The 10,703-nt window shown below is 64.3% G+C and carries 13 protein-coding genes and 1 pseudogene; 4 read left to right on the top strand and 10 right to left on the bottom strand.

What is annotated here, in order from left to right; all coding sequences use genetic code 11:
- The 5 genes and pseudogenes from V7Q81_RS11805 to V7Q81_RS11785 form a co-directional block, all read right to left on the bottom strand.
- Positions 1–319 (bottom strand): annotated as a pseudogene (locus tag V7Q81_RS11805) (lipoyl synthase); the annotation flags it as partial.
- On the bottom strand, positions 316–879 hold the full coding sequence (gene lipB / locus V7Q81_RS11800; RefSeq protein ID WP_442954827.1) for a lipoyl(octanoyl) transferase LipB: 564 nt from the start codon (positions 877–879) through the stop codon (positions 316–318). The gene lipB and the pseudogene V7Q81_RS11805, both read right to left, overlap by 4 nt.
- Positions 880–1,054: 175 nt before the next feature.
- Entirely contained in the window at positions 1,055–1,321 is a 267-nt protein-coding gene (locus V7Q81_RS11795; protein ID WP_333843510.1) for a YbeD family protein, read from the bottom strand.
- 12 nt (positions 1,322–1,333) lie between these two features.
- Positions 1,334–2,206 (bottom strand): D-amino acid aminotransferase, encoded by an 873-nt coding sequence (locus tag V7Q81_RS11790; protein WP_333843508.1) that lies wholly within the window; start codon positions 2,204–2,206, stop codon positions 1,334–1,336.
- 8 nt (positions 2,207–2,214) lie between these two features.
- On the bottom strand, positions 2,215–3,348 hold the full coding sequence (locus V7Q81_RS11785) for a D-alanyl-D-alanine carboxypeptidase family protein (RefSeq protein ID WP_333843506.1): 1,134 nt from the start codon (positions 3,346–3,348) through the stop codon (positions 2,215–2,217).
- A gap of 215 nt (positions 3,349–3,563) precedes the next feature.
- Between V7Q81_RS11785 and V7Q81_RS11780 the strand changes: the two genes are divergently transcribed.
- The 4 genes from V7Q81_RS11780 to slmA all read left to right on the top strand — a co-directional run bounded on the left by V7Q81_RS11780 (position 3,564) and on the right by slmA (position 6,296).
- Positions 3,564–3,983, top strand: coding sequence for an Hsp20/alpha crystallin family protein (locus V7Q81_RS11780; protein ID WP_333843504.1), 420 nt, complete (start codon positions 3,564–3,566; stop codon positions 3,981–3,983).
- Positions 3,984–4,109: 126 nt separating this feature from the next.
- Positions 4,110–4,997 carry an acetylglutamate kinase gene (argB, locus tag V7Q81_RS11775; RefSeq protein ID WP_333843502.1) on the top strand — a complete coding sequence of 296 codons (888 nt, stop codon included), beginning with the start codon at positions 4,110–4,112 and terminating at the stop codon, positions 4,995–4,997.
- A 40-nt stretch (positions 4,998–5,037) separates the two neighbouring features.
- Complete coding sequence (locus tag V7Q81_RS11770) at positions 5,038–5,679, top strand: pyrimidine 5'-nucleotidase (protein WP_333843499.1); 642 nt, start codon at positions 5,038–5,040, stop codon at positions 5,677–5,679.
- Positions 5,680–5,714: 35 nt separating this feature from the next.
- Positions 5,715–6,296 (top strand): nucleoid occlusion factor SlmA, encoded by a 582-nt coding sequence (gene slmA, locus V7Q81_RS11765; RefSeq protein WP_333843515.1) that lies wholly within the window; start codon positions 5,715–5,717, stop codon positions 6,294–6,296.
- 9 nt (positions 6,297–6,305) lie between these two features.
- Here slmA and V7Q81_RS11760 read toward each other — a convergent pair whose 3' ends face one another.
- The 5 genes from V7Q81_RS11760 to V7Q81_RS11740 form a co-directional block, all read right to left on the bottom strand.
- Complete coding sequence (locus V7Q81_RS11760; RefSeq protein WP_333843498.1) at positions 6,306–7,073, bottom strand: HesA/MoeB/ThiF family protein; 768 nt, start codon at positions 7,071–7,073, stop codon at positions 6,306–6,308.
- Positions 7,074–7,164: 91 nt separating this feature from the next.
- Positions 7,165–7,563 carry a hypothetical protein gene (locus V7Q81_RS11755; RefSeq protein ID WP_333843496.1) on the bottom strand — a complete coding sequence of 133 codons (399 nt, stop codon included), beginning with the start codon at positions 7,561–7,563 and terminating at the stop codon, positions 7,165–7,167.
- An 86-nt stretch (positions 7,564–7,649) separates the two neighbouring features.
- Positions 7,650–9,065 carry a S41 family peptidase gene (locus V7Q81_RS11750; RefSeq protein ID WP_333843494.1) on the bottom strand — a complete coding sequence of 472 codons (1,416 nt, stop codon included), beginning with the start codon at positions 9,063–9,065 and terminating at the stop codon, positions 7,650–7,652.
- Positions 9,066–9,143: 78 nt separating this feature from the next.
- Complete coding sequence (locus V7Q81_RS11745) at positions 9,144–10,301, bottom strand: murein hydrolase activator EnvC family protein (RefSeq protein ID WP_333843491.1); 1,158 nt, start codon at positions 10,299–10,301, stop codon at positions 9,144–9,146.
- A 16-nt stretch (positions 10,302–10,317) separates the two neighbouring features.
- Positions 10,318–10,703, bottom strand: a 386-nt coding sequence (locus tag V7Q81_RS11740) for a 2,3-bisphosphoglycerate-dependent phosphoglycerate mutase (protein ID WP_333843488.1), incomplete at its 5' end; no start/stop codon positions are given.

Here is a 10,703-nt window from a genome sequence, read left to right as displayed (position 1 = left end):
CCTCGGGATCCGGCGGCTTGGGCCGGCCGTGGGCCACGTCGCAGAAGGGGCAGCGGCGGGTACACACATCTCCCAGGATCATGAATGTGGCCGTGCCCTTGCCGAAGCACTCGCCGATGTTCGGGCAGGAAGCCTCCTCGCACACCGTGTGCAGCTTCTGGGTGCGTAGCAGCCGCTTGACTTCCTGGAATCGCTCGCCGCTGCCCACCCGCACCCGAATCCAGGCGGGTTTCTTGAGGAGCGCCTCTTGGGGCACGATCTTGATGGGATTGCGGGCAGTCTTGGCCGCACCTTTTTCCCGATCGATGGCGCCGGTCATGGTCGGATCCTCCGATACAGGGCGCTCGCTAGATTCTCCACCAGCTCTGCGGCGAGGCTGTCCATGGATTCGGTGAGTCCCCAGTCACGGGCTTGCGTCACGCGTAAGCCCGCGTAGCCGCAAGGGTCGATGGCCTCGAAGGGGGTGAGGTCCATGTCTACGTTGAACGCCAGTCCGTGGTAGCAGCAGCCGTTGCGGATACGCAGCCCCAAGGCCGCGATCTTGGCCCCTTCCACGTAGACGCCCGGTGCGTCATCCCGGGCATGGGCCTCGACGCCGCGTCGGGCAAGGAGCTGGATCACGGCCTGCTCCATGCATCGCACGAGCGGGCGCACGGCGAGCTTCAGCCTTCGCAGGTCCAGAAGCAGGTAGACTATGATCTGGCCCGGGCCGTGGTAGGTGATCTGGCCGCCCCGGTCCACCGGCACCAGCGGAATATCGGAACGGCGGGGTAGATGCTGCGCCCGTCCGGCTAGCCCCACGGTGTACACGGGAGGGTGTTCCACGAGCCACAGCTCGTCCGGGGTGTCCTGGTGCCGGGCAAGGGTAAACGCCTTCATCGCCTGCCAGGTGGAAACGTAATCGGCGCGCCCTAGCCTGCGCGTCACGAAAGGGGGTGTGCCATCGGCCGTTGTCAGCGCGTGCCTTTGCCCTTCGGAGACAGGCACGGTGACTGCGGCCGCGCGGCCGAGTTGCGCTGATCTCAGCCTCTCCCGTCCCATACGCCTTCTTTCGTCACAGCACCATGACCACCTTCGGGTGGTCGCACAGGGCCCGGTACAGGGAGTCGAGCTGCTCCCGGGAGGTGGCGCGGATGGTGCAGGTCACACTGAGGTAACGCGCCTGCCGGCTCGGACGCAACTCCATGGACGCGGCATCGAAATCAGGTGCATGCTGCAGCACGATGTCGAGCACCGCTTGGGCGAAGCCCGGCTCCATTCGTCCCATCACCTTGATGGGAAAGTCGCACGGATATTCGAGGGCGGCGGCGGGCTCGTCCATGGGGCTTGGGCTTTAGCCGGTGAGGGCCTGGGGCGGCGCCGGCGTTCGCATCACCCGGGCCTTGAACTCCTGATACAGCCGGTAAAGCTGCTGGAATACTGCCCCGGGCCGTCCGCTGCCCACCTTCCGGCCGTCCAGCTCTACCACCGCCAGGATTTCCTTGGTGGAGGAAGTGAGCATCACCTCCTGGGCGGAACGGAGCTCGAATTCCGACACCTCGCGCACCTCGGAAGGGATGCCGCCGGAGGCGGCTAGCTCCAGCACCACGTCGTAGGTGATGCCCGGTAGGATCAAGTGATTCTTGGGCGGCGTGAGCAGGGTGTCCCCGCGCACCACGAACACGTTGCTTGCCGACCCCTCAGTGAGGAAGCCGTCTCGCAGCAGGATGGTTTCCACCGCCCCCGCGTCGACCGCCACTTGTCGCAACAGCACGTTGGCTAGCAGCGAGATAGACTTGATGTTGCACCGGAGCCAGCGGTTGTCGGCAGCGGTGACGCAGACGACCCCTTTTTCCACCTGCTCCTGCGGCGGGGTGGACAGGGGGTTCGCCATGAGGAAGACGGTGGGATCGGCGCCCACGGGGAAAGCGTGGTCGCGCGGGGCCACACCTCGGGTTACCTGCAGGTACACGCTCTGATCTTCCCAGGGGTTGCGGGCGATGACTTCTCGCACGAGGCGCGCCCATTCGTCGACGGTATGGGGATTGGGCAGCCGGATTTCCTTCAGGCTCGCATCGAGCCGTTGCAAGTGCTCGGTCAGGCGAAAAGGATGGCGGGAATAGACCGGGATCAGCTCGTAGACTCCGTCGCCGAAGATGAAGCCGCGGTCCAGGACTGGGATGCGCGCCTCTTCCAGGGGCATGAACTGGCCGTTCAGATAGATCATGGCACGTCTCAGTTGAACAAGAGCTTCAGGCTGTCCCATGCGCGGCCGAAGACGTTGGCCACCGGAACGTTCTGCAAGGCTACCACCGGATACTCTCCCAAGGGCTGGCCATCCACCGTGAGGCGCAGGATTCCCACCTTCTGGCCCGCGGCCACCGGGGCGATCAAAGGCTCCTGCCGCTCCAGGGCGGCCTTGATCCGCTCTGCCTGGCCCTTGGGAAGGGTCAGGTAGAGGTCGTTCTGAAAGCCCACCTTGACGGAGTTTTCCTTGCCTTTCCAGACCGGCAGCACCGCCACCTCTTGCCCTTTCTGGTACACCCGCACCGTGTCGAAGAATTGCAATCCCCAGTTGAGCAGCTTCTGACTTTCCACTGCCCGGGCGGTCTCGGAACTCGTTCCCATGACCACCGAAATCAGGCGCCGGCCGTCCCGGCGGGTGGAGGCGACCAGGCAATACCCGGCGGCCTCTGTATGGCCGGTCTTGACTCCGTCCACGTAGGGGTCGGTCCAAAGCAGACGATTACGATTGGCCTGCCGGATGTTGTTATAGGTGTACTCCTTTTGCGAATAGAGCGTATAGAAATCCGGGAAATCACGGATCAACGCGGCTGCCAGCAGGGCGACATCGTAGGCCGTGGAATATTGCTGGGGGTCGGGCAGCCCAGTGGCATTGACGAAGTGGGTGTTCTTGAGGCCGAGCCGCGCCGCTTCCCGGTTCATCATTTGGGCGAAGACCTCTTCGGAACCGGCGACGGCCTCGGCCAGGGCGATGGAGGCGTCGTTGCCGGATTGCACGATCATACCCTTCAACAGTTCCTCCACCGTCACCGGCTTGCCGGGCTCGATGAACATGCGGGAGCCTTCGGCGCGCCAGGCCTTTCGCGATACCGCGACCGTCTGGTCGAGGCGCAATTGTTTTTGCTCGAGCGCCGAGAAGGTGAGGTAAGCGGTCATGAGCTTGGTCAAGGAGGCTGGCTCCATGCGCTCATGCATGTTTTCCCCGGCGATCACTTGGCCGGTATAAAAGTCTATGAGCACCCACGCCTTGGCTGCCACGGGTGGCGCCTTGGGCGCCCCGGGCGTCTGGGCTTGGGCGTGGAGGAAAAAGCTGGTGAGAAGAAGGGCGGTAAGGAGGCGTGCCATGGGTAAAAAAATATATTATACCGGCTTGAAGCGAACGGCCCTAGACATGGCTGCCGAGAGACGTGCGCTTTTTCCACAGACCGCACCCCGGCGGCAAAGGTTTCAGGACCGGTGCGCCACCGCGGCTTTTTTCGAAACGGCCTTGAAACAGGCGATCCAGCGCATATTTAGATAAGCAGATGACCATCTATCCACCCGCACCGACGGAGGCACCCATGGCCAACATCACCCGCTTTGACCCTTTTGGAGAACTGGACGACCTGCTGCAGGGATTTTTCATCCGGCCGATGAGCCTGGAGAGCCGTGAGCCCGCTCGTTTCAGGATGGACGTCAAGGAAGACGAGCAGAAGTATACCGTGCTGGCGGAGCTGCCGGGCGTCAAAAAAGACGACATCCAGGTCACTATCAACGGTAATCAGGTGGCCATCGCCGCGGAAGTGAAGAAAAACGGCGAGGAAAAGCAGAACGAGAAAGTGTTGCGCCGAGAGCGTTACTACGGGAAGCTCTTCCGCGCCTTTTCCCTCGGACAGGAAGTGGACGAGGCGGCGGCGAGTGCCCGCTTCGTCGACGGCGTGCTGGAGCTTACCCTGCCCAAGCGCACAGCCTCCAGCGGCCGCCGGCTGACCATCTCGTAGCGGGATTCCAAGAGGCGTGGGGCACGGGCCACGCGCTGGCGGCACCCCCGCGCGTGGTCCGGCGGCGGTGTAGAATAAAGACAGGTTTTCCCTGCGCTGCGAGCCCATTTCCCCGACCTTGCCCCCATGAGCCTGACGCCTGCCAGCGCCCGCGAAAAAGCGCGGGTTCTCGCTGAAGCGCTGCCCTACATCCGGCGCTTCCATGGCAAGACCATCGTCATCAAGTACGGCGGCAACGCCATGATCGACGAGAACCTGAAAAACGGTTTCGCCCGAGACGTGGTGCTGCTCAAGCTGGTGGGCATGAACCCGGTGGTGGTGCACGGCGGTGGACCCCAGATCGACGAGCTACTCGCCCGGGTGGGCAAGCAAGGGCGATTCGTCCAGGGCATGCGCGTGACCGACCGGGAAACCATGGATCTGGTGGAGATGGTGCTGGGCGGGCTGGTGAACAAGGAAATCGTCAACCGCATCAATCAGCACGGCGGCAAGGCGGTGGGGCTCACGGGCAAGGACGGAGCCTTCATCCGCGCCCGCAAGCTCCTCATGCCGAACCGCGACAACGCCGAGGAGTCGATCGACATCGGCCAAGTAGGCGAGATCGTGAGCGTCGATCCGAGCCTGATTGCTTTTCTCGACCAGGGCGACTTCATTCCGGTCATTGCCCCGATCGGGGTCGGCGCCGAGGGCGAAGCATACAACATCAATGCCGATGTGGTGGCCGGCAAGCTGGCGGAGGTGTTGCGCGCCGAAAAGCTGATCTTGCTCACCAACACCCCAGGTGTGCTGGACAAGCACGGCAGGCTCCTCACCGGGCTCACTCCCAAAGAGGTGGATGCCCTGGTCGCCGATGGCACGCTTTCGGGCGGCATGCTGCCCAAGATCGCCGCGGCCCTGGACGCGGCGCGCAGCGGTGTCAAATCAGTACATATCATCGACGGGCGGGTGGAGCACGCCGTGCTCCTCGAGGTGCTGACGGACGAAGGGGTTGGCACCCTGATCAAGGCTCGCTAGGCGCCGCCCAGGAACACGCGGGCCGGCAGTTCAGTTGGCGATGCGGGGCTTCACCTGGATCTTCGACCTGGACAACACCCTCCATGACGCTTCGCCCCACATCTTTCCCCATTTGAGCCGCAGCATGACGGCCTACCTGCAGGCCCATCTCGATCTCGACCGGGAAGCCGCCCAGGCCCTACGCGTTGCTTACTGGAAGCGCTACGGGGCGACCCTGTTAGGACTCATGCGCCACCACGGCACCGACCCGCGCCATTTCCTGTGGCATACCCATCAGTTCCCGGAACTCGAGCGGATGCTGCGCCGGGCGCCGAACCTGCACGGCGTTCTGCGGCGCCTGCCCGGTCGCAAGATCGTTTTTTCCAATGCGCCGGCACACTACGCACGGGCAGTGGTACGGCTCCTGGACATCGGGCGGTACTTCGACGATGTGTTCTCCATCGAGCATACCCGGTTTCGTCCCAAGCCGGACGTCTACGGCTTCCGCCGGCTTCTCGACCGGTATCGGCTGTCGCCGCGGCGCTGCATCATGGTGGACGACACCCCACAGAACTTGCGTACCGCAAAAAGGCTAGGAATGCGCACGGTGTGGGTGACCCGCTCCAGGCGGCTGCCCCGGTACGTCGATGTCAAGATCGACTCCCTGCCGGAGCTTCCGCGCAGGCTGCACTTGCTGATATAACGGACGGGGAGCGGCGCGGCACGGGGGAGGCGATGATGCCAGCGAGGCCCGGCGAAAGAAGGTTGCAAATTCTACGAGCTCTGGCCCAGATGCTGGAGGAACCACGGGGGGAGAAGATTACCACGGCGGCGCTGGCAGCCCGGCTTAAGGTGTCCGAGGCTGCCCTTTACCGGCACTTCGCCAGCAAGGCCCAGATGTACGAAGGCCTGATCGAGTTCATCGAGCAGACCCTGTTCGGGCTGGTGAACAAGATCACCACGGAGGAGCCCAGCGGAAAACGCCAGCTGGAGAGCATGGTCTCCCTGCTGCTCGGTTTCGCGCGCCAGAACCCGGGGATGACGCGAGTATTGATTGGCGATGCCCTGGTCTATGAGGACGGTCGGCTCCAGGGCCGAGTTAATCAGCTCCATGACCGCCTGGAGGCGAGCCTGAGGCAGGCGCTGCGTTTTGCCGTTGGTCAGGGGGAGATCGACGGCACGGCCGATCCCACCGCCCGGGCCAACCTGATCATGAGCTACGTGGTAGGCCGCTGGCACCAGTACGCCAAGAGCGGTTTCAAGCGTGATCCGATGGAATACTGGAGCGGCCAGCGCGCCGAGCTGCTGGGGGACCGATGAGCAGCCGGCCTACACAAGGGCTGCGGCGGGCTGCCGGTTGCACACGGGACAGCGAGGATCTTTTCTGAGTTTGACCTCGCGCCACTCCATGGCGAGGGCGTCAAGCAGCAGGAGCCGGCCGGCGAGGGGCTCGCCTACGCCCGCCACCAGCTTGAGCGCTTCGGCCGCTTGCACTGCACCGATGATGCCCACCAGCGGCGCGAATACCCCCATCACCGCACAGCGGGTTTCCTCCGCTTCTGCCTCCTCCGGGAACAGGCAGTGGTAGCAGGGGCTGTCCGCGTGGCGCAGGTCGAACACTGCCACCTGACCATCGAAGCGCACCCCAGCTCCTGAGACCAAAGGGCGGCGGTGGGCCACGCATGCCCGGTTGATGGCGTGTCGCGTGGCAAAATTGTCGCTGCAGTCCACCACCACATGGGCCTTCTCTACGAGCCGGTCGATCGCCTCGCCATCGAGGCGCTGGGCCACGGGCTCGACCCGCACTTCCGGGTTGATGGCAGCGAGGGTGCGCCGGGCCGACTCCACTTTGGGCTGTCCCAGGGCGTCGCTCCGGTGCACAATCTGGCGTTGGAGGTTGGTGAGGTCCACCTGGTCGCCGTCGCACAGGGTGAGGGTACCGATGCCCGCGGAGGCGAGGTACAGGGCCACGGGGGAACCTAGGCCGCCGGCGCCGATCACCAGGGCATGGGCGGCAAGGATGCGTTCCTGACCCTCGATACCGATCTCGGGCAGCAGGATGTGCCGGCTGTAGCGGAGAAGCTGCTGATCGTTCATGGGTGTGCCTGTGCGTCGCAGCGGACAGGGTGCGCCGCCTTGGCCCGTGCTGTGGCATGCAAGGGGTTTATTTTGAACCGTTTCAGTCCTGTCATCGATACGCTCGCCATTCCTCCGGTGTCTCGTCCGCATCGCCGTGGGGGTGATGTTCGTAGGCCTGCACCCAGATGGCGCGGCATTTTTGGCAGCGCTCCCCCTCTGCGGCTTGGTTTTCGCACTGTACTTGCTCGCAGTAGTGGATGAGGGCCCGCCGCAACCGTGAGAGAAGGGAACCGTCCAGGTGGAAGCCGTGACCAATCAAGGCTTCTTCAATACCCTGGAGGGTGAATTCGGGCAGATCGTACTCCACCTGCAGCGACAGCCCATCGGGCTCACAGCGTACCTTCAACCCGTGGATGCGGCCGAGCAAGGCGGCAGCCGCTTGTGCCTGGCCGGGCGGCAAGGGATGGAACACGAGAAGCCGTTGCTTGTGACGGTCGTCGGGCACCATGGGTGCGGACACCCCGCCGGCCACGGGCGAAGGGTGCCACTCCCATGGTAGCGCCAAACTGGACGCGGGGTCACCCGCCCGGGCTGCTACTTGGCGATGATGTTAAGCCCCTTGAGGAGGTTGAGGGCCTGGGTGAGCTGGTAGTCGTCCTTGGAGCCGAACTCCGTGGGCTTGCGCCGCTCCGCGCTATCCGGTGCCCCGTCCTTTGGTTTGTCGCTTTGCGGGCTGGCGGCGGGTTCCTTGCCCGCCGGGCTCGGCTTATCCTTCTTGCCTTCGTCCTGGCCGTTGGACAAGTGTCGCTCCAGGTCGGCTTCCCGCAGCCGCAGGGCCTCGAAATCTGAGCTGGCTGGATCCTCCACCAAGATATCGGGCTCGATGCCCTTCGCCTGGATCGAGCGACCGCTCGGCGTGTAGTAGCGGGCGGTGGTGAGCTTGATGGCCGTGTTGTTGCCCAGGGGCAGAATAGTCTGGACCGAGCCTTTGCCGAACGTGGGGGTGCCCATGACCACGGCCCGCTTGTGGTCCTGCAGGGCACCGGCCACGATTTCCGAGGCCGAGGCGGTACCCCCGTTCACCAGAACCACCATGGGCACGGATTTGACCTGGGTCGGCAAGTCCTTGAGGTAATCCCGGCGGTAGGGTCCCCGCAGATAATTTTCGGCGCTGGCGGTAAGGCGCATCTTGGCGTCTGCGGTGCGCCCGTCCGTATAGACTACCAGTACGTCCTTGGGCAGGAATGCCGCCGCCACTGCGACGGCCCCGTTCAGAAGCCCTCCGGGGTCGTTGCGCAGATCGAGCACCAGCCCCTTGAGATCCCGCTCATTCTGCTTGTACAGGTTCTGCACGGCCTTCACCAGGTTTTCTCCGGTGTGCTCTTGGAACTGGGTGATGCGGATATAGCCATAGTCCGGCTCGATCAGCTTAGATTTGACGCTCTGGATCTTGATGATGGCCCGGGTGATGGTCACCACGAAGGGCTTGGCTTCCCCCTTGCGCAGCACCGTGAGGGTGATCTGGGTGTTGGGCTTGCCGCGCATGCGCTTAACCGCCTCGTTGAGGGACATGCCCTTCACCGAGGTATCGTCCAGTTTGATGATCAGGTCACCCGCCTTCAGGCCCGCCCGGTGGGCCGGTGTGTCCTCGATAGGAGAGATGACCTTCACGAAGCCGTCCTCCATTCCGACCTCGATCCCGAGGCCGCCGAACTCGCCCTGGGTGCCGACCTGAAGCTCCTTGTACGCCTCTTGGTCCAGATAGGCAGAATGGGGGTCCAGACCCGTCAGCATGCCGTTGATGGCCTCGGTGATGAGCTTCTTGTCGTCCACCGGCTCCACGTAGTCACTCTTGATGCGGCCATAGACCTCGGCGAAGGCGCGCAACTCCTCCACCGGCAGGGGAGTCAAGGCGTCTTTGTTGGCCACGGCCGAGAAGTGCAGGCTTAAGAAAATGCCCGTCACCACTCCTGCCAGAACCAGGACGATTTGGTGCAATTTGCTACGCATTACCGGTTACTCCAACTCCTCGCAGCGGCACGCGACGCCTTCCGTGCCCGCCACCCCCAAGAAGAAGCGCCCGCTCGGTCAATGTAGCGTCACCCATTCCAACGGATCGAGCGGTTTCCCCTCGTGTCGAATCTCAAAGTATAGCCCCGTTTCCGAATGGCCGCCGGTGTTACCGGCTTGGGCGATCAACTCCCCCCCTTTTACCTGCTCGCCCACTTCCCGCAGCAGGGCTTCGTTGAATCCATAAAGGCTCATGAAGCCCCGCCCATGGTCCAGTATCAGCAAATTCCCGAAACCCCGCAACCAATCGGCGAACACCACCGTGCCGGCGGCGATGGCCTTCACCGGTTGCCCGGGCTGCGTCCGGATGAACAAGCCCTTCCAGGTGAGTCCGCCTTCCCTTGGGCTACCGAAGCGATGGGCGAGTTCCCCCGGAACGGGAAGCCGCAGTCGCCCCTTGAGCTCCGCGAAGGCCCGGCCGTCCAGGGAAGCATCGGGGGTGGCTTGATTACGCAGGGCAGGCGGCTTGCGCTCCGCAAGCGCCTTGCCCAGCCGCTGCACCAGTCGGGAGAGTCGCGCCTCGTCCCGCTTGAGGGTGTCGATCTGCCGGCGCTGTTCCTGGATTTTCTCGGCAAGCTGGGCGAGGATTGCTTTACGTTCTTCCCGCTCTTTTTCCAGCCGCTCGCGCTCGGCCGTCTGCTCCGCCAGCACCCGAGCCAGGTGGTCGCGCTCCGCTTGCGCCTCCCCCTGCAGGCGAGCCAGCCGGTCCAGGTCTTCCTTCAGCACCCGGACCCGTTCAGTTCGGGCACGGGCGAGATAGGTGAGGTAGTGGAGGTGGCGGGCGATCTGGTTAGGGTCTTCGCTGTTGAGAAGCAGACGTAAGCTTTCCTGCGGGCCGGCCCGGTACTGTTCCCGCAGAAGCCGGCCGATGATCTCCCGTTGTCCCCGGACGGCCTGCTTGACCCGGCGGGCTTCTTCGTCTAGGGCGGCGAGCCGGGCATCGATCTCCCGCTCCCGCGCCGCCAGCGCCGCCAGCTTCCGGGTGGCTTCGCTAATTGCTCGTTCGGCGCTGCGCAGGGCGTCGGCGGCCTCGCTCCTGGAACCTTCGTTCTTCTCCAGCTCCTGGCGCAGCGCTTGCAAGCGCTGGCGCAGCTGTCCGAGCTCGTCCTTCGTCGGCGCGGCCTGGGCTGAAAAAGCGACGCACCCCGCGAGCGCCACAGCGAGGAAGCGTTGCACCTGGAGCGGCCGCCGTTCAGCGGGCTCGGCCCTGGTTGGCCACTGCTTGGGCGGCCTGAGCCACGGTTTGCGGGTCACCAAGGTAATAGTGGCGCAGGGGCTCGAGGTTCGAATCCAGCTCGTAGACCAGGGGGATACCGGTGGGAATGTTGAGACCCACGATGTCCTGGTCGCTCACCCGGTCCAGGTATTTGACCAAGGCGCGCAGGGAATTGCCGTGAGCCACGATGAGCACGCGGGAGCCCTGCCGGACAGCAGGGGCGATGGTTGCGGTCCAGTAGGGCAGGAATCGGTCGACGGTGTCCTTGAGGGACTCGCCCAGAGGCAGTTCCTCCGGGCTGAGCTCCCGGTAACGCCGATCGCGGCCGGGATGGCGCGGGTCGGAGGGCTCCAGGGCGGGGG

Origin of the sequence: Pelomicrobium sp. (assembly GCF_036803785.1) — a bacterium.
Taxonomy (GTDB): domain Bacteria; phylum Pseudomonadota; class Gammaproteobacteria; order Burkholderiales; family UBA6910; genus Pelomicrobium.
Note: the sequence above shows the minus strand (reverse complement) of the source record. Positions and strands in the feature narration are given on the sequence as shown.

Excerpts from the sequence above, each read along its gene's own strand:
- V7Q81_RS11755 (WP_333843496.1), bottom strand. The coding sequence starts at position 7,563 with ATGGTGCCCGACGACCGTCACAAGCAACGGCTTCTCGTGTTCCATCCC.
- V7Q81_RS11780 (WP_333843504.1), top strand. The coding sequence starts at position 3,564 with ATGGCCAACATCACCCGCTTTGACCCTTTTGGAGAACTGGACGACCTG.
- V7Q81_RS11790 (WP_333843508.1), bottom strand. The coding sequence starts at position 2,206 with ATGATCTATCTGAACGGCCAGTTCATGCCCCTGGAAGAGGCGCGCATC.
- V7Q81_RS11785 (WP_333843506.1), bottom strand. The coding sequence starts at position 3,348 with ATGGCACGCCTCCTTACCGCCCTTCTTCTCACCAGCTTTTTCCTCCAC.
- V7Q81_RS11795 (WP_333843510.1), bottom strand. The coding sequence starts at position 1,321 with ATGGACGAGCCCGCCGCCGCCCTCGAATATCCGTGCGACTTTCCCATC.
- slmA (WP_333843515.1), top strand. The coding sequence starts at position 5,715 with ATGCCAGCGAGGCCCGGCGAAAGAAGGTTGCAAATTCTACGAGCTCTG.
- V7Q81_RS11750 (WP_333843494.1), bottom strand. The coding sequence starts at position 9,065 with ATGCGTAGCAAATTGCACCAAATCGTCCTGGTTCTGGCAGGAGTGGTG.
- V7Q81_RS11760 (WP_333843498.1), bottom strand. The coding sequence starts at position 7,073 with ATGAACGATCAGCAGCTTCTCCGCTACAGCCGGCACATCCTGCTGCCC.
- lipB (WP_442954827.1), bottom strand. The coding sequence starts at position 879 with ATGAAGGCGTTTACCCTTGCCCGGCACCAGGACACCCCGGACGAGCTG.
- argB (WP_333843502.1), top strand. The coding sequence starts at position 4,110 with ATGAGCCTGACGCCTGCCAGCGCCCGCGAAAAAGCGCGGGTTCTCGCT.
- V7Q81_RS11770 (WP_333843499.1), top strand. The coding sequence starts at position 5,038 with ATGCGGGGCTTCACCTGGATCTTCGACCTGGACAACACCCTCCATGAC.